Source organism: Ruegeria sp. CRTD044 (assembly GCF_059613485.1).
Genome location: NZ_JBXWSP010000005.1, coordinates 60,381 through 75,808, shown reverse-complemented (window position 1 = coordinate 75,808; position 15,428 = coordinate 60,381). Strand labels below are relative to the sequence as shown.

At 57.5% G+C, this 15,428-nt stretch carries 19 protein-coding genes; 8 read left to right on the top strand and 11 right to left on the bottom strand.

The annotated features are described in order from the left end of the window. Positions 1 to 202: 202 nt before the first annotated feature. Positions 203 to 1,168 (bottom strand): fatty acid desaturase, encoded by a 966-nt coding sequence (locus AC2FNL_RS07425; protein WP_496833027.1) that lies wholly within the window; start codon positions 1,166 to 1,168, stop codon positions 203 to 205. A gap of 273 nt (positions 1,169 to 1,441) precedes the next feature. After that, on the bottom strand, positions 1,442 to 1,684 hold the full coding sequence (locus AC2FNL_RS07420; protein ID WP_496809062.1) for a hypothetical protein: 243 nt from the start codon (positions 1,682 to 1,684) through the stop codon (positions 1,442 to 1,444). 154 nt (positions 1,685 to 1,838) lie between these two features. Between AC2FNL_RS07420 and AC2FNL_RS07415 the strand changes: the two genes are divergently transcribed. Then, the gene (locus tag AC2FNL_RS07415; RefSeq protein ID WP_299900794.1) at positions 1,839 to 2,573 is read left to right on the top strand and encodes a Crp/Fnr family transcriptional regulator; all 735 of its coding nucleotides are present in this window, start codon (positions 1,839 to 1,841) and stop codon (positions 2,571 to 2,573) included. A 58-nt stretch (positions 2,574 to 2,631) separates the two neighbouring features. On the opposite strand, the gene AC2FNL_RS07410 is transcribed toward AC2FNL_RS07415, so the two are convergent. From AC2FNL_RS07410 to AC2FNL_RS07400, 3 genes are all read right to left on the bottom strand, one after another. Further along, a complete protein-coding gene (locus tag AC2FNL_RS07410) occupies positions 2,632 to 2,820 on the bottom strand; it encodes a hypothetical protein (RefSeq protein ID WP_496809060.1) in 189 nt (62 codons plus the stop codon). Positions 2,821 to 3,144: 324 nt separating this feature from the next. Further along, the gene (locus tag AC2FNL_RS07405; protein ID WP_496832991.1) at positions 3,145 to 3,543 is read right to left on the bottom strand and encodes a hypothetical protein; all 399 of its coding nucleotides are present in this window, start codon (positions 3,541 to 3,543) and stop codon (positions 3,145 to 3,147) included. Further along, positions 3,540 to 3,959, bottom strand: a complete 420-nt coding sequence (locus AC2FNL_RS07400) for a hypothetical protein (protein WP_496832990.1) — start codon at positions 3,957 to 3,959, stop codon at positions 3,540 to 3,542. The genes AC2FNL_RS07405 and AC2FNL_RS07400 overlap by 4 nt, the downstream gene beginning before the upstream one ends. Positions 3,960 to 4,309: 350 nt before the next feature. Between AC2FNL_RS07400 and AC2FNL_RS07395 the strand changes: the two genes are divergently transcribed. From AC2FNL_RS07395 to hflC, 6 genes are all read left to right on the top strand, one after another. Continuing rightward, positions 4,310 to 4,576 carry a hypothetical protein gene (locus AC2FNL_RS07395; protein WP_496809057.1) on the top strand — a complete coding sequence of 89 codons (267 nt, stop codon included), beginning with the start codon at positions 4,310 to 4,312 and terminating at the stop codon, positions 4,574 to 4,576. Positions 4,577 to 4,614: 38 nt separating this feature from the next. Beyond that, positions 4,615 to 5,001 carry a hypothetical protein gene (locus AC2FNL_RS07390; protein WP_496809056.1) on the top strand — a complete coding sequence of 129 codons (387 nt, stop codon included), beginning with the start codon at positions 4,615 to 4,617 and terminating at the stop codon, positions 4,999 to 5,001. 8 nt (positions 5,002 to 5,009) lie between these two features. Beyond that, positions 5,010 to 5,468 carry a hypothetical protein gene (locus AC2FNL_RS07385; protein ID WP_496809055.1) on the top strand — a complete coding sequence of 153 codons (459 nt, stop codon included), beginning with the start codon at positions 5,010 to 5,012 and terminating at the stop codon, positions 5,466 to 5,468. A 16-nt stretch (positions 5,469 to 5,484) separates the two neighbouring features. Beyond that, entirely contained in the window at positions 5,485 to 5,976 is a 492-nt protein-coding gene (locus AC2FNL_RS07380) for a hypothetical protein (protein ID WP_496832989.1), read from the top strand. Between the two features lie 75 nt (positions 5,977 to 6,051). Next, positions 6,052 to 7,119, top strand: coding sequence for an FtsH protease activity modulator HflK (hflK, locus tag AC2FNL_RS07375; protein ID WP_496809053.1), 1,068 nt, complete (start codon positions 6,052 to 6,054; stop codon positions 7,117 to 7,119). Continuing rightward, positions 7,116 to 8,135, top strand: a complete 1,020-nt coding sequence (gene hflC, locus AC2FNL_RS07370; RefSeq protein WP_496832988.1) for a protease modulator HflC — start codon at positions 7,116 to 7,118, stop codon at positions 8,133 to 8,135. The genes hflK and hflC overlap by 4 nt, the downstream gene beginning before the upstream one ends. Before the next feature lie 594 nt (positions 8,136 to 8,729). Here the strand turns inward: hflC and tcuB are convergent. Genes tcuB through AC2FNL_RS07355 form a run of 3 tightly spaced genes read right to left on the bottom strand, consistent with a single transcriptional unit; the run spans position 8,730 to position 11,885 of the window. Then, the gene (gene tcuB / locus AC2FNL_RS07365) at positions 8,730 to 9,842 is read right to left on the bottom strand and encodes a tricarballylate utilization 4Fe-4S protein TcuB (RefSeq protein WP_496832987.1); all 1,113 of its coding nucleotides are present in this window, start codon (positions 9,840 to 9,842) and stop codon (positions 8,730 to 8,732) included. After that, positions 9,799 to 11,193: an FAD-dependent tricarballylate dehydrogenase TcuA gene (tcuA, locus tag AC2FNL_RS07360; protein ID WP_496832986.1), complete on the bottom strand. Its 1,395-nt coding sequence runs from the start codon at positions 11,191 to 11,193 to the stop codon at positions 9,799 to 9,801. Before tcuA ends, tcuB begins: the two co-directional genes overlap by 44 nt. An 11-nt stretch (positions 11,194 to 11,204) precedes the next feature. Then, complete coding sequence (locus tag AC2FNL_RS07355; protein WP_496832985.1) at positions 11,205 to 11,885, bottom strand: GntR family transcriptional regulator; 681 nt, start codon at positions 11,883 to 11,885, stop codon at positions 11,205 to 11,207. A gap of 168 nt (positions 11,886 to 12,053) precedes the next feature. Between AC2FNL_RS07355 and AC2FNL_RS07350 the strand changes: the two genes are divergently transcribed. After that, entirely contained in the window at positions 12,054 to 13,028 is a 975-nt protein-coding gene (locus AC2FNL_RS07350) for an AbrB family transcriptional regulator (RefSeq protein ID WP_496832984.1), read from the top strand. On the opposite strand, the gene AC2FNL_RS07345 is transcribed toward AC2FNL_RS07350, so the two are convergent. The 3 genes from AC2FNL_RS07345 to AC2FNL_RS07335 are packed head-to-tail and all read right to left on the bottom strand — an operon-like array spanning position 12,997 to position 15,350. Then, positions 12,997 to 13,977: a D-2-hydroxyacid dehydrogenase family protein gene (locus AC2FNL_RS07345; RefSeq protein WP_496832983.1), complete on the bottom strand. Its 981-nt coding sequence runs from the start codon at positions 13,975 to 13,977 to the stop codon at positions 12,997 to 12,999. The genes AC2FNL_RS07350 and AC2FNL_RS07345 overlap by 32 nt on opposite strands. Then, the gene (locus AC2FNL_RS07340) at positions 13,974 to 14,210 is read right to left on the bottom strand and encodes a hypothetical protein (protein ID WP_496832982.1); all 237 of its coding nucleotides are present in this window, start codon (positions 14,208 to 14,210) and stop codon (positions 13,974 to 13,976) included. Before AC2FNL_RS07340 ends, AC2FNL_RS07345 begins: the two co-directional genes overlap by 4 nt. Positions 14,211 to 14,261: 51 nt before the next feature. Next, entirely contained in the window at positions 14,262 to 15,350 is a 1,089-nt protein-coding gene (locus AC2FNL_RS07335; RefSeq protein WP_496832981.1) for a 4-oxalomesaconate tautomerase, read from the bottom strand. Positions 15,351 to 15,428 lie beyond the last annotated feature (78 nt).

Here is a 15,428-nt window from a genome sequence, read left to right as displayed (position 1 = left end):
GATATGCCGGTCGCAGCATCCACCTTCCTGACTAGAGCGACAACTGAATAATCAGCCCAATTGTCCCGACAATACTGGCTCAGAAAGAAACCCAACTGGCACAGACGTGGCCGTCCGTGGAGCGACAAATGGCCTATTGAGATGCTCCCAGTTTCCTATCCAACGCACCAATTCACTGACCAGTGGCAATATTACGCAAGGCTCAGGTGGGAAGTGCCCGGGCCTCTGCAAACGACAGCAATCTGCGGCTTTTCTCATCCCAAAGGTGCAGTCGCGCGCAGCGGAAGCTTTCCCAAAGCGTAATGCGTCTGGTCTGTGCCAGGACGTCGTGATCCTTGACTACGTCGTGTAAACGGTAAAACGGGATGCGGCTGGCCAGGTGATGCACATGGTGGACTCCGATGTTCCCGGTGATCCAGCGCAGGATGCCAGGCAGAGCGTAGTGCGAACTGCCGTGAAGGGACGCGTCCCGGATGTTCCAGTCTTCCTCGTGCCGCCAGCTGGTTTCCTCAAACTGATGCTGCACGTAGAAAAACCACATGCCGGCTATTGCGGCCAGAAGCATTGTCGGCAGGAAGACGAACAGCAGTACTTCCCACCCGCCCAGCAAGACAATCACTGTCAGAGTGAGGCCTATGGCAGCGTTTGTCGCCATCGCACTCAACCAGTAGCGCCAGCCGGACCGCATCAGATGGACGGGCAGCCGGTTGTGCAGAAAGAACGTGTAAAACGGCACCACTCCGAACAGGAAAACCGGATGGCGCAACAGGCGGTAAAGCGTACGGCCGGGCCATCCCTTTTTGCGGTACTCTCTGACTGTCAGCACCGGCAGGTCTCCGATGCCCCGCCGGTCCAGGTTTCCGCTCGTGGCGTGGTGGATCGCGTGGGTCTTGCGCCAGACGTCGTAGGGTGTCAGCGTGATAACGCCGATCACGCGACCGATCCAATCGCACAGACGCCGGTCGCGGAACAGGGAACCATGTCCGCAGTCGTGCTGGATTATGAACAGCCGGAGCAGGAAGGCTGCATTCGCCAACGCGAGAGCCAGTGCCAACACGGCGCTGATCGAGAGCACCCACCAGGCAACCGCCCATATTGCCACGAAAGGCACGAGCGTGACCGTCAGTTCGAAAATGCTGCGGGAGGGGATTGGCTGCCGGTACTTCATCAGGGTTCGTGTCCAGTCTGATGCGGTCAGCTGCGCCTCTTCCTGTATCGGACCGGTTACACCGGAGGGGTATCCCGCGCCGGGTGCCCCACCCGTGACGGGCAAGGGTCCTGGCTGGACGCGCGCTTGCCGCGCGGTCGATGCAGATCCGGCATTCTGCTTGTCAGGTTGGATGCCGCCCGGCATGTCCTGCTGGCCGGGCTGTTGGCCCCGTGCATTATTCAAGTTGGACGAAAACGGCATGGACGATATTTATCTCGCTGAAATTATGTGTCATCCCGGCGGCCTCCGAACGGAGTTCCCGCCAGCAATGATCCGGTTGATGAGAACCGCCACGGCCCGATGCGCCTCTATCTCTCCATCAGTTGCAGCTGCGTTTTCATGCGTCTTTGCAGCATCGCGAAGGATGCCCATGATCTCGCGTTCAGCGAGGAGCTTGTGATCGTTCATCGCCAGCAGCATGGACTCGCAGATTGCGAGGGCCGCCATTCCCGAGAAGTCCTGCTCGCTACGCATTTTATGGCTTCCTTCCAGGTAACGGTTAAAGTAGCGCGCGACCGGGCGGCCTCGCTTATCACAAGCATCTTCGCAGAAAAAAGGCTAAGCTGGGCTAACCGAAAGCAGTCTCTGCACGATTGCGTCTGGAGCTTTTCCGGCTTGAGAGGCCCTGATGACGGATATCTTAGAAAGCCCGCTGACACGGAAGCTGCAAGTCTTCGTCGCCTTGTCTGACGACGAATTGGACGTTTTGAAGCGTTTGCATCTGCGCCGCCGGTCCTTCACGGCGGGGCGTGATCTCGTGCATCAGGGGCAGTCTGATCAGGCCGCTTACATTCTGGCTGCCGGCTGGGTTTGTTCCTACAAGCTTCAGCCGGACGGAACCCGCCAGATTGTGGACTTCCAGATACCAGGGGACTTTCTTGGATTGCGCAGCGTGCTGTTGCGCACCTCCGACCACAGTTTCGAGCCGGTCACGGACATTCAGGCGGTGGAGGTTCTGGCGGACGACCTTCTGGATGCATTCACGAAAACCCCTCGCCTGGCGGCAGCCTTTCTTTGGGCAGCATCACGGGACGAAGCCATGGTGGTCGAGCATCTCGTTGGAGTTGGCCGACGCGCCGCGGATGCGCGCATGGCGCACTTCCTTCTGGAACTGGGGGCAAGGCTGAAGTTGGTCGGAATGGGGAGCAAGGAAGGGTACGCCTGCCCATTGACACAGTATCATCTTGCTGATGCACTCGGCCTAAGCGCTGTCCATGTGAACCGTGTTTTGCGGAAGCTTCGCGAAAGCGGTCTGCTGACCTTTCAGGACGGCCGCGTGACGTTCGACGACTATGACGGATTGGTGGGCTTTTCGGGTTTCGATCTGGCGTATCTGGATCAGACCGACCCACTTTTGAAATGAAGGAGGCCGCCCTTCGCTAAACTTGGGGCGGCCTGATTTTCTTCTAAGACGAGATAAGTCAGCTAATCGCTTTTGCAGCCGCGTCGAGTTCCCTGTTCGTCTCGCCGTAGTTATTCGCCTCGTGCGCTTTCTCGGCAGCCTGGTAGTGTTCCAGCGCCCGATCCTTTCTGGGACCGGCAGGCGCTTTGTCACAAGCTGCTTTGACCGAGGTCATCTTCTCGGTGGCATTGGTTTGTTCAGGTGTCATTAGAATGTCCTTTCCTGGACATTCCGAGAGTAGGAGACGCTGGGCAATGCGGCTCGTTTCAAGAACCGCACGCTTCACGCGCTTCTATTTCGCTCGGAACTGAGTGCCGCCGGAGATTCGGCAGGCACAAATATATGTACTCATCTTCTCCGCTCCGCTGCACTGACGCAGGTTAGCCTGGGACACTCGAAAGTTGTACTGTCCGCTTGGGCATCGGCTGTAGTGGTCAAGTTCTGGTTCTGAATCCAGACCCCAGGGGCCGGTTCACATGTCAATAAGTTCGTTAGAGGTTTCGCCCCAAGGTGAAGATTCATCCTGCTGGAGTCAGGTGGTGGGGGTTTGCTGATGTGACAGCCGCAGCCACCGACCGTTGTCCAGAAGATATGTGGACGCGCAGAGCGCCTCATAGATTGGTGAACCCGACTTTTCAGCGAATACGCGATAGGCGAGCACGGCAATGGCTCCTTGCCGGATTTGGCTGCGGTCTTTCATTTCCACGGTTCGCCAGCCCGTGTTTTTCTTCATATGCTCCAGAATCTGTCCGCCCTGAAGGATGCCTGGCGGATAGGGAAGTATCATCACTGCATTTTTTGCAGTCACCGTGCGAGCGCTGTCCGCGCCGCTGGTCCAGTGCCGCGCCTCCAGATCCCAGAGGATCGCATTGTCATGACCGGGTAGACCGCCCTGCCTGCGATCGCCGTCCTGTGCTTTGCCCAAGGTCATTGGCCCGTTCCCGGAGTGCCAGCGAGCATTAATTGCACAATCAGAAAGAAGATCGTCAGTACCACCCAAATCAATCCAGACAAATTTGCCGGCCGGTTTTCCACACCACCAGAAACAGCCCTTAAACGCTTGCGGCGTTTGGGAAGAAGACGGGTCAGTTCTCGCGCGACCGATCTGTAATCCTGTTTGAGTTCGGGCACGTCACGGAATTGCGACAACAGCATCTCCAGTCGCGAACCAGCGGCCTCTTCCTCCAAAGCGGCAAGCGCGGCTGCCTCTTCCCAAGGTTCGAGTTCTAGCCTTGCAAGGGCCGAAAGTACCGTAACAGCATTGCCTTTCCGGTCCTCACCAACGAAGGCTTGCAAAAACCGATCGAACTCAGGGCTGTGCGGGTAAAGAATGCCACCTGCGGGCATCACCACTTCCTCCTTTTCAGTGCTTTCGGACCTTGGGAGCGAACGTGCCGACTGATCGGGGCCTCCTCTGGCAAGATCAAAATGTTTCGGATTGTTTCGATCATACCCGCGTCGCCTGGAGTACGCGCTGATGCAGATCAGCCGGTGTCCAAACCTCTGAAGTCAAACATCAGGGCAGCTCCAGGGTTCGCCAGCGCGGCCCGGGTCCCGGCGGCGCTAACATGGGTCAGCGCGTACCGCCCGGTTCTGGGATATAAGTATGATGACCGTAAAGTTCGGTTGCCACTGTGCAATCGGTATGCTGCAGCCAAGGCAGTGCGGAAGGCACGTATACATCGCGGAGACCGGAGATGGCGCTGCGTTCAATCAGATCCACCGTGACCTTCCCGCGCCCGTTTACCCTATCCGGATATTCGGACGAGCTGCCTGCCGGTGAATACGAAGTATTGGTTGAGGAAGAACTTATCGAGACGCTGAGTTTCCCGGCTTACCGCAGAACAGCGATTTTCCTGACCATAAACGGCAAAGGGCGTTCGCTGGGCCGAACAGAAATGCGGCCAATTTCCTGGACCGACCTGGAAAAGGCTCTTGGCCGCGGCATTCAATATGACATCTGAAGATAGCGAGGCGGCGCTTTGCCGCTGGAGGAACTACGATGAACACTCCCGAATGGCTTAAACCCGGCCTCTACGGCGCCGTCATCGGCGCGGTACTTGTCAGTGTAGCTGGATTTTCTTGGGGCGGCTGGGTAACCGGCCGAACCTCGAACGACAGGTCCGTGGCTATGGCCCGTGAACATGTTGCCACCGCATTGGTGCCAGTCTGTCTGGACATGGCCCGATCCGATCCGGAACGGGCTGCCAAGATGGCGGCGATCCGGGCAGCCTCTACCTTCCGGCAGCGAGAGGCCCTCATGGCGGCTGGCTGGGCGACGGTACCAGGCACAGAGACCCCGAACCGGGACATCGCGCAAGCCTGCCTTGCAGCCCTTGACGTAGACAAGTCACCGGAGCGTCCGGAAAACACGATCACTGAAGGATGAGCAGCGCCATGTCACCACAACTGACTGAAACAACCGATCTTGAACGGCGCGTTCTAGCCCATGAACGGGTTCTCCAGTCGCTCATTGCTTACATGTCGCACACGGAACCGCGTTTTCTTGAGCACCTGAAGAAGCGTTTTGTTGAGCCGATGGCCATGGTGCGGCACGAGCATGACCACCGGAACGCGGATGACTACGCGGAGGAGTTTATTCGCGCCGTGATGGCCCTTGGAGAAACGCAATTGCCAAAGACAGTGAGCTCCAGCGTACTCGTTAAGCCATTGCACCAACCGGAAAAGAGACAAACTTCGGCACACCCCTATTATCCCACTGCGCAAGCTGATCGTGTCTGTGTCAGAGAGAGGAATGGGATTTGGGAGGTCAAGGTGGATGGCGTGTTCCACGGAGACTACCACGACAAGGGCATTGCTCTGGCAGCCGCAGCTTTGGCGCGCTTGTCGCTTTGATGAGAGGACTTCTCCTATGAACGAGCTAGTCAGAAAGTCCATTGCGGTTTTCGCCCGGCCTTTCAGTGTGCCTGGCTTCGAAGAGACGCTTCCGGCAGGAGAGTACGATATTGAAACGGAACTGTGTTCACCGCCCGACCATCTGCACCCGGAAGCCTGGAAAGCATCTGTAGCGGTGAGACTGCATTCTCGGGCATCCCACCCCGGCCTGACGAGAACCTTGGCGGTTTCACTGGCCGACCTCGATGATGCCCTGGCAAAGGACAAGCTGACCGGAAAAGATCTGGCCGAAATTTTCCTCGAAGAAATGCTGGCAGACCCGATGGTTCGGCTGGTGATGGAGGCCGACGGTGTTTCCGAGATGCAGCTTCGGCATCTCTACGCGGGCGGGCGCGCATCTCAGGCGGACAAAGAGGCACGGGATGCGGATACAGCAGGTACATCGCCACAAGAAAACTCACAAATACAGGCTGCGGAGAACGAAGGAATGCCGACACAGAGGGAATAAGACACGTGGATCCACCCCGCGGACCGCCAGAGTCTGCGCCGGGTGCCGGTTCGCACGAGCAAGGGAGAAAACGATATGCCCGAACAGAACGGCGGCCCGGAAGACCGTGGGCCATGGCAAAGCAAACAGAAGAGCAATCCTCCCGAGATTGACGATCTTCTTCGTCAAGGCCGCGACCGCCTGAGCGGATTACTCCCTGAAGGGCGGCCGCCAGTGAGAGGGGTACTGGTTGCAGGAGCGATAGTCTTGGCGGCGGTTGCAGCCTGGTCTTCTTATTACACAGTCCCGAGCGACTCGGTCGCCGTTGTCCAGCGTTTCGGCAAATACACTGCTGAGGTTCCGCCTGGCCTGCATTTCAAATTCCCGTTTGGCATCGACGTTGCCACACTGGTGCCCGTAAAACGGCAGCTGAAGCAGGAATTCGGATTCACCACGCCGGGCAGGAGTGATCCCTTCCAAAGCCCGTCAGACGGCCGACGTGAAACCGAAATGGTTACGGGAGATCTGAACGCCGCGCTTGTGGAATGGGTGGTGCAGTATCGGATCTCGGACCCCCTGAAGTTCCTGTTCGAGGTACGCGAGCCAAGCGCGACTTTGCGCTACGTCTCTGAGTCCGTGATGCGCGAGGTCGTTGGAGACCGCACGGTTGACGAGGTCATCACCATCGGCCGGCAAGAGATCGAGAGCGAGGCACTTTTTAAGATGCAGGCTCTGTCCACGAAATACGCCATGGGCATCAGCATTGACCAGGTGCAGCTGAAAAACATCAACCCGCCGGGACCCGTTCAGGCGTCGTTTAATGAGGTCAACCAGGCCCAGCAGGAAAAGGAACGCCTGATCAATGAGGCGCGCCGCGAATATAACAAAGTCATTCCGCTGGCCGAGGGCGAGAAAGATCAGCGGATCCGCGAGGCCGACGGCTATCGCCTGAAACGGATCAACGAGGCGGAAGGCGACGCCGCGCGGTTCACCGCGCTTTTGGCCGAATACGTCAAGGCACCAGAGGTCACGAGGCGGCGGATATACATAGAGACACTGCAGGATGTTCTGCCCACAATCCTGTCAAAAATCATTGTCGAAGGATCGACTGCGAGCATCCTGCCGCTTTTGAACCTCGACAGGCTTCAGGAGGATCCGTCATGAACATCAGACTGGGTCTCATTGCAGGGATTGCGGCTGCAGTTGGCGTGATTGCCTCCGGTTCCCTCTACACAGTTGGCGAAGTCGAACAGGCTATTATCACCCAATTCGGCAAACCCGTGGGAGAACCAGTTATAACGGCCGGTTTAAAGCTGAAGCTGCCCATCGTTCAGGAAGTCAACCGGATCGACCGCCGGGTTCTTGAGTGGGATGGCAATCCGTCCGACATGCCCACCAAGGACAAGCTCTACATCTCCGTCGATCTTTTCGCCCGCTGGAAAATCACCGACCCATTGCAATATTTCCTGCGGCTGCGCGATGAGCGCAGCGCGCAATCCCGACTAGACGATATTCTCGGCAGCGAAACCCGCAATGCCGTCGCCAAACACGAGTTGATAGAGATTATCCGGACTACGAAAGGCCGGATCCCGCTGCGGGACACGCTTCTAACCGATGAGGAGCGTGCGCAGGACATAGGTTCTCTGGTTCCTATCCAGAAAGGCCGCGCTCTTGTGGAACAGGAGATTTTCGCAGCCGCCTCAGAGAAGGTTCGTGTATTTGGGATCGAGCTTCTCGATATCCGTTTCAAGCGGATCAATTACAATGAGAGTGTGCGTCCGAAGATCTATGACCGCATGATCTCCGAGCGTCGCCAGATCGCTGAACGTTTTCTTTCCGAAGGCAATGGCGAAGCCGCGCGAATTCGCGGCAACCGGGTTCGCGATCTGAACAAGATACAATCCGAAGCGTATCGCGCCGTCGAGGAAATCCGCGGCGTGGCTGACGCCTCGGCGGCTGCGATCTACGCGGAAGCCTACAACATCAACGCCCAAGCAGCCGAATTCTATGCGTTTACCCGGACAATGCAGGCCTACAAGGACATGATTTCAGGCGGAACGACGCTGGTCCTGACAACGGACAGCGAACTTTTCAGGTTCCTGAGAGGAATGGAGGCCGGAGAGCCGGTCGAGAGCACGTCTCCTCTCCCTCCCGGCCTGACGGCTGCGGCCGAACGCTGATGAATCGGAGGACAAAGAGAAGACGGAAGAACCGGTGGATTTAGACGAAACGCGAAGCGCCGAACGCCAGATTGCGACCGACACCCGTTGCCGCAAACGCGGTGTTTGGGAGTAGACGCCATCCACTCTATCCGCGTCTCGTTTGTCCGACCTGACTGCAGCGAAAGGGCGGTTTGAGATTTGGGCATCGACGTGTCATTGAATGACCGGTCTGGCGACATCGGCTGCAACGCAGCGAAGAACTTGCCGCGCCTGCGAGCAGATGCTGCGCCGGCAAACACCCGGAAGGGCAACGGCGGCTTCGTCCGCAAAGGAGACCTCTGAGCAAAACGCAGCGAAAGTCGGCTTGCCGCCCATCGCGACAATTTCTGCGGAACGTGCCAATGGGTAATCTGGGCTCGAAGCGGATTTTAAACCAACTGAGCGAAATGTCTGCTTTGCGGACAAAGCGGCCTTTCGTGTCGATGTTGTCAATCACTGTAAACAAACCCATTCCAGACGTTGACCGCTACCCGGGGCGCTGGAACGAAGCCTGCAAGGGCATCAAAATACGCTTGAATTGCGACTTTTTACTCCCTTGGCGTTGGATGTTTGCTAGCAGCCAACTGACAATTCTCTCTGCCGTTGCGCGTCTCTGATCAAAGCCGCGAGCCGATAGAAGCCATGAGCCATCTTGGTGTAGGGCATTAGCAGGAAGAAGGTCAGAACCGATCCAAGGTGGATGGCAAGCAGCGCAGGCATCACAGACGTTGAACCAAGGGCGTAAAGGACCAGCCCGCTCAGGCCGACGAAACCGAGCAGCAGGATGAAACCGATGTCTCCACCCCAAGCAGACGGATCGCCAAGCTCTCGATCAGATTTTTGCTTGAGCAGAACCATAGCTCCGCATCCCACAGTCAGCAGAATGCCTCCGGTAACCCCGAAGAGTTTAGGCAAGGACCAGAACCCGTAGGGCGCGTGCAACCCGAACCCGTAATGCATAACAGTCGCCACCGAGGTTGACGCGAAACACAATAAGAAACCGTACATGATAGCGTGGTGAATGTGACGGCGCCCCTGGCTGAACCGATCTTCATCTTCAAAGTTACATCCCTCACCATGCCCGGCAGCCAGATCCTGCATCTTGCCAGCGCGTTTGAAGGCAGACATCAAATCGGACAATTGGAGGGGTTTGCCACCGACTTCCGCCCAATAGCGCCTTAGACTGATAGCCACGCTGAAGAGTGGCAACAAGAAGGCCGGCGCAAAGATTGCGACCATCGCATTGTGGGACAGGACAGCATAGAACCCCTCTCCTCCGCTTGATCCAATGGTGCGAATTGCCCAGAACAACAGGGCAAGTCCAATCACCAGAGCCAAGGCAATAGCCCCGCCGTAAGTGTGAAACCGGCGCGCCAGAGGCTGCGGCCAGGCGAAGCTTTCCCAGCTGTCCCGCCGGACTTCGGCCAGAGCTTTTGGCAGGTTCAGGTCAAACTCGTGCGGAGCTGTGTACTGACAGGCATAGTAGCAGCCTCTGCAGTTGTGGCAGAGGTTGGCGAGTTGCGTTATGTCGCCGTCGGAAAACGCGCGTTCCGCATGCAGGGATGGAAAGACTGAGCAGTAGCCCTCGCAATACCGGCAGGCGTTGCAAATCTCGGCCTGACGCCGGGCTTCTTGAATAAGCTCAGTTTGCATAAGCGGCGGCCTCACGTCCTGCGATGCGTCCAAAAACGGTTCCTATGGTCATGCCGAAGCCTGCGAGATACCCTTGCCCAAGGATCGATCCGGCCATCGTCTCGCCAGCAGCCCAAAGGTTCTTGATCTTGCCGTCAGGGGTTGAGCACTGTGCTGTCTCGTCGACTTTCAGACCCAGGTAGGTGAAGGTCACGCCGGTGCGCAGCGAGTAGCCATAAAAGGGCGGCTCCGTGATCGGACGCGCCCAGTTCGTCTTGGGCGGCGCCAGACCCGAGGTCCTGACCCCGTCCAACTCGGTCGGATGAAATCCACTGGTATCGCCGCATGCTTCGTTGAATTCAGCAACGGTGGCCTTTAGCTTGTCGGCAGGCAGATCCATCATTCCAGCCAGTTCTTCCAAGGTGTCTGCCTTCAACGGAGGAAAGACCGAGGGCATAAACAGGTTCAGCGACTTCGCATCGATGATCACATAACCAACTTGATCCGACTGGGCCGCGACAAGACGCCCCCAGATCGCATAGCGCTTGGGCCATACGTCTTCGCCCTCGTCATAAAACCGCTCGGCATTCTTGTTCACGACAATTGAAAACGGCACGCAGTCCAGGCGGGTGACGATGCCGCCGTCAAATTTAGGCGCGCGCCCGTCAATGGCGACGGCGTGGCACTGGGTCGGATCCCCGACGCTGTTCACACCCTGATCCAGCAGATCGGACAGAACCACGCCCCGGTTATAGGGTGTGCCGCGGATCAAGAAATTCTTAGCAGGTTCACCCCATGCGCGGGTCAGCCAATCCGTGTCGGCCTGAAACCCACCCGCGGCAACTATGACCGCCTTGGGCGTGATGCGATGAGACTGGCCCTCATAGGTGTAATCGACCCACTCGATCCGATCACCATTCAGCTCCAGATGCGATACAGCAGCTTCGTACAGAACATCGACACCCAAACCAGCAGCAGTTCGGTAATAGGCGTTTACCAGAGACTTCCCGCCCCCCATAAAAAAGGCGTTGGTCCGCGCCAGCGACAGTGTCCCGGATAGAGAGGGTTGGAACCGCACCCCATGTTCTTCCATCCACGGCAGGCATTCCTCGGATGTTCGGATCGCGAGGCGGGCAAGATGTTCGTCGGTTTTGCCGCCAGTGACTTTGAGCAGATCTTCAAGATACTCATCTTCACTGTATTCTTCGATCAGAGGGCCCAGAGGAGCGCCATGCATACAACGAAAATTGCGTGTATGGCGGGAGTTTCCACCACGATAGGGTTTTGGTGCCGTCTCGAGGATCAAAACACGGGCGCCTGCCTCGGCAGCAGTCATCGCCGCGCAGAGGGCAGCATTCCCGCCGCCGATCACAGCGATATCATAAGCTTCCTTTTGGGTGGCCATATCCTGTCTACCTATCGATTTTCGTCGGTTGTCCGATCGCGTTCCTGCAACGCCCGAATACGCATCCGTTGTGCGGCCTGAATATGCGCCCGCATTTCTGTTTCAGCCGCTGCGCCATCGCGGGCCGTTAAGGCAGCCATGACGCGCTTATGTTCTGCCACTGCTGTCTCGGCTCGATCACCGTCCAGCAATTGAGATGGCCCAAGGATCAACAGAGCTTTTTGCAAAGACAACATAGACTTGGCGAGAAACCTGTTCTTTGCTGCGTCCAAAAGTGTGGCGTGGAAAATCCGGTTGATCCGAGCCGCTTCCGAACCGGTACCAGCCTCGGCCAAACGATCATTCAAAACGCTCAGCTCATCCAACTCGACATCTGATGCAGCACGCGCAGCTAAACGGGCCGCAGTCCCCTCGAGTACCGCGCGCATTTCATAGAGCTCCATTACTTCGGCGTAGTCGAGGCTGCGAACGGTTGCGCCCTGCCGTGGCACATGAGTGACTAGCCCGTCGGCCTCCAACTGACGGATAGCCTCGCGCACAGGGGTGCGGCTGACGCCAAGTCTTTCCGACAGCTCAATCTCCCGCAGGCGTTCGCCAGGCAGAAGTGTGCCATCCCGAATCTCGTCCAGCAGGCGTTGATACGCTGAATTGCCTTGGGGACCAGGCTGTATGGGGTCGTCTTGAATGGTCATCGAACGCTCTCTTGTCTTCTTGCGTCCAGTTGTATACATTTGGATACATAGCGAGTCAATATTGTCGGAAGCCGCGCCTTGCCCACCCAAAACAAAACACCTTCTCTCCTGACAAAGCGGGCCGTAACACTGGTCCTTGCATTACTGGGAACCGGAGTATTTTGGGCAATGAACCTGCCGCTGCCCTTTCTGTTCGGCCCAATGAGCGCGTGTCTGATCGCCGCCCTGGCGCATGCCCCTATGGAAGGTTTTGGTCAGGTCTCGGTTGCGGCGCGCACCATACTCGGCGTTGCAGTTGGGGCTTCGATTACCCCTGCCCTTTTTGCAGAGCTGCCGAAGATGGCCGCGTCTATCGCGCTAATCCCGTTTTTCATCCTGCTGATCGCACTGGTCGGAGTACCCTTTTTCCGCAAAGTCTGGGGATTTGACTCCACAACCGCGTTTTACGCCGCCATGCCTGGCGGATTGCAGGACATGATCATCTTTGGAGCCGAAGCAGGCGCCAACCCGCGAACGCTATCCCTGATCCACGGTACGCGCGTGCTGATCATCGTGACGCTGGCCCCGCTGTTTCTGACAGTGTTCTACGATGCCCAACTCACCAACCCAATCGGTGAGCCTGTGCGTGACCTCCCAATACATGAATTGGCGTTGATGGTGCTGGCGGCCCTTATAGGCTGGAAAGGTGGTGAGCGGATCGGCCTGTTCGGGGCGTCCATCCTCGGCCCGATGATCCTGACAGCAGCCCTGTCACTGGGGGACTTCATTCATACCCGGCCACCGCGTGAGGCCATCCTTGCAGCGCAGTTCTTCATCGGTTGCGGGATCGGCGTGAAATTCGTGGGCGTCACTTGGGTCGAAATCCGCCGGGTGGTCGCAGCGGGCTTCGCCTATGTCATCGTTCTTGCGATCCTCGCAGCCGCTTTCACCGCCGTTGTCACCACGTTGGGCTTGGGCCAGCCGGTCGAGGCGTTCTTGGCCTTTGCCCCCGGTGGCCAGGCCGAGATGACGGTTCTCGCCATTGTCTCGGGTGCGGATCTGGGCTTTGTGATCACGCACCATCTGACAAGGATCGTGCTGGTGATCATCGGTGCGCCGATAGCGGCAAATCTTATCCTGCGCTGGTCCAAACCTCGGGGTTGATCATGTGAATGGGAGCGCCTTCAGCATAGGCGTTCACCTGATCAAAAATGTCTGCGAATTGCAGGTCGAATTCGTCCTCGGTCACAAAGCCGATATGCGGCGTCGCGATCAGGTTAGGATGTGAGAGTAACGGGTCATTCGGGTCGGTGAGCGGCTCAGTATCGAAGACATCAATTGCGGCCTTACCCGGGCGAACGGCGTTTAACGCGTCCAACAAAGCACCCGGAGCGATCAGCCCGGCCCGGGAGGTGTTCACAAACAATGCCCTCGGTTGCATCTGCGAGAAATCCGACTCTGTGATGATGCCATGTGTACTTGGCTTCAGGCGAACATGCACCGAGACAACATCGCTGTTGGCAAAGAAGGCTTCGCGACTTGCAGCGACCTGAACGCCATCTGCTTTCGCGCGCGCCCGGCCTTCGTCCGAGGACCACCAGACCACATTCATCCCAAATGCCTCGGCGTAGCCAGCAACAGCGCGGGCGATGCGACCATATCCATACAGTCCCAGCTGCCGCCCCCTCAGGGTCTTGCCAACTCCTGCCTGCCAACGACCAGCTTTGACCGAGGTCATCTGCGCAGGCAAATCGCGCATCCCGGCCATGATCAGCGCCCATGTCAGTTCGGCTGCTGCATATGAAGGCGTCCCGCCATGCATGTTCGAACACAGCAGCACTCCGTTATCCGAGCATGCCTGCACATCAACATGCGGATACACGCTGCGCTGACTGATCAATTTCAGGTTTGGGAGTTTTTCAACTAAATCGCGGGTGATCTTGGTGCGTTCGCGAAACAACACCAGCGCCTCCGCCGCCTGCAAGCGTTCAGCCAGTTCGCTGGTATCCTCGACATGATCTGTCCAGACCTTCACATCATGGCGAGATAGCTTCTCAAAACAGGGCAGGCCCTGCAGTGTATCGAACCAGTCATCCAGAATGTGTACTTTCATCGGCTTTCTTTGCCCTGCTCGGTGCTCGGTTTTCTCGGCGTCGGTACAAAATGGCGTGTGTCGAGTGCATTTAGCGCATCGCGAACCCGTTCGCGTTGATCCAGCAAATGGTTGAATTGTTCATCACACCCGGCGATCGGGGTGGGGTAGTCCGCTATGTCCCTCCGCAGAGCCGACTGCGCCAGCCGGAGTTCCTGGCGAGCGATTTCAAGGCATTCAGAATAGTCATCCATTGTGACACCCCCATAATGTATACCATAGTATACTTTTTCGGGGTCGCTTTTTCAACTGCCGTTCCACACAGATTCCGGTACATAAACATGCCCATCCGCCAATTTGCGCGCAGTCCTCACCAGACCGGCGGCATTCACGTTGAATTGCCCGTCGTATGAGAAATCCACCAGAACGTCGATCTTGCCCGAGGCGTGCTCCAACACAACTTCAGCGGGGCTTGAATCCGGGCGATCAAGCAACCCGTCTGCGACGGTTCCAGGCGTCAAAGCGCAAGATGCCATGCATTGCGCACCCGTAACGGCCATTGTCGGGTGGGTTTTCCATGGCATGAAATACCGAACCGCAAGGGTTCCACCCTCTCTGGCGGGTGCCATCAGCCCGAATTTGGGAGTTACCGATTTCGATACGTCCCCCATACCCATCAGTTGCCCGGCTTCGATCCGCACGGCCTCCATCCGATCAAAAAAAGCCCGGTTGGCGTCCAGCTCTTCGGCGCTTTCATATCCCGTCAGTCCGAAATCGGCCGCCCGCGCTATCGCCATCGGCATGGCGACATCCATGCACGTCACCTCAATCCCCTGCACTGTATCGCGCAAATTTCCTGTGGGCAGAAATGCACCTGTTGCCGAGCCCACAACGCCCATGAAACTCAGGTGCACCGGTGCAGAATGGCCGGGAACCCCGGCGATTTCCGCATCGCCCTCATAGACCAACTCACCGCCTGGGGTCTGCACTTTGGCAACGACACGGGCGCCTGTATTGACGGCGCGAATGCGGATTTCAGTCTCATCGCCGTTGGGCTGAAACAATCCCATTTCGATCGCTGCTGGACCAACTCCTGAGAGGATGTTTCCGCAGGTGGGTTTGAAGTCGACCAGCTTCTCATCAACAGAAACCTGCGCGAAGAAATAGTCGATATCAGCCCAGCCGTCCTCGCTGGCAGACAGCATCGCCACTTTGGTCGTCACCGCGTTACCGCCACCGATCCCGTCGATATTGAGCGCTTGTCCAGCCCCGAGAGCAGCAACCAGCACATCAGCCAGCTTGTCCATATCTTCAGGAAGATCAGAGAGTCGAAAATAAGGCCCTCGGGAAGTGCCGCCGCGCATGAAAACATATGGGATTGCTGTCTGGGTCATTGCGAACCCTCCTTTACAAACCGTTGAAATTTCTGATTTCAGTGCTGCCCGGTTGCCAGATAGGCAGGCCGGGCAGAC

What these genes read in the sequence shown, in the direction of transcription:
- AC2FNL_RS07390 (WP_496809056.1), top strand. Translation starts at nt 4,615, where the DNA reads ATGAACACTCCCGAATGGCTTAAACCCGGCCTCTACGGCGCCGTCATC.
- hflK (WP_496809053.1), top strand. Translation starts at nt 6,052, where the DNA reads ATGCCCGAACAGAACGGCGGCCCGGAAGACCGTGGGCCATGGCAAAGC.
- AC2FNL_RS07355 (WP_496832985.1), bottom strand. Translation starts at nt 11,885, where the DNA reads ATGACCATTCAAGACGACCCCATACAGCCTGGTCCCCAAGGCAATTCA.
- AC2FNL_RS07415 (WP_299900794.1), top strand. Translation starts at nt 1,839, where the DNA reads ATGACGGATATCTTAGAAAGCCCGCTGACACGGAAGCTGCAAGTCTTC.
- AC2FNL_RS07385 (WP_496809055.1), top strand. Translation starts at nt 5,010, where the DNA reads ATGTCACCACAACTGACTGAAACAACCGATCTTGAACGGCGCGTTCTA.
- AC2FNL_RS07395 (WP_496809057.1), top strand. Translation starts at nt 4,310, where the DNA reads ATGGCGCTGCGTTCAATCAGATCCACCGTGACCTTCCCGCGCCCGTTT.
- AC2FNL_RS07405 (WP_496832991.1), bottom strand. Translation starts at nt 3,543, where the DNA reads ATGACCTTGGGCAAAGCACAGGACGGCGATCGCAGGCAGGGCGGTCTA.
- AC2FNL_RS07350 (WP_496832984.1), top strand. Translation starts at nt 12,054, where the DNA reads ATGAACCTGCCGCTGCCCTTTCTGTTCGGCCCAATGAGCGCGTGTCTG.
- hflC (WP_496832988.1), top strand. Translation starts at nt 7,116, where the DNA reads ATGAACATCAGACTGGGTCTCATTGCAGGGATTGCGGCTGCAGTTGGC.
- AC2FNL_RS07410 (WP_496809060.1), bottom strand. Translation starts at nt 2,820, where the DNA reads ATGACACCTGAACAAACCAATGCCACCGAGAAGATGACCTCGGTCAAA.
- AC2FNL_RS07420 (WP_496809062.1), bottom strand. Translation starts at nt 1,684, where the DNA reads ATGCGTAGCGAGCAGGACTTCTCGGGAATGGCGGCCCTCGCAATCTGC.
- AC2FNL_RS07400 (WP_496832990.1), bottom strand. Translation starts at nt 3,959, where the DNA reads ATGCCCGCAGGTGGCATTCTTTACCCGCACAGCCCTGAGTTCGATCGG.
- AC2FNL_RS07380 (WP_496832989.1), top strand. Translation starts at nt 5,485, where the DNA reads ATGAACGAGCTAGTCAGAAAGTCCATTGCGGTTTTCGCCCGGCCTTTC.
- AC2FNL_RS07340 (WP_496832982.1), bottom strand. Translation starts at nt 14,210, where the DNA reads ATGGATGACTATTCTGAATGCCTTGAAATCGCTCGCCAGGAACTCCGG.
- tcuA (WP_496832986.1), bottom strand. Translation starts at nt 11,193, where the DNA reads ATGGCCACCCAAAAGGAAGCTTATGATATCGCTGTGATCGGCGGCGGG.
- AC2FNL_RS07345 (WP_496832983.1), bottom strand. Translation starts at nt 13,977, where the DNA reads ATGAAAGTACACATTCTGGATGACTGGTTCGATACACTGCAGGGCCTG.
- AC2FNL_RS07425 (WP_496833027.1), bottom strand. Translation starts at nt 1,168, where the DNA reads ATGAAGTACCGGCAGCCAATCCCCTCCCGCAGCATTTTCGAACTGACG.
- AC2FNL_RS07335 (WP_496832981.1), bottom strand. Translation starts at nt 15,350, where the DNA reads ATGACCCAGACAGCAATCCCATATGTTTTCATGCGCGGCGGCACTTCC.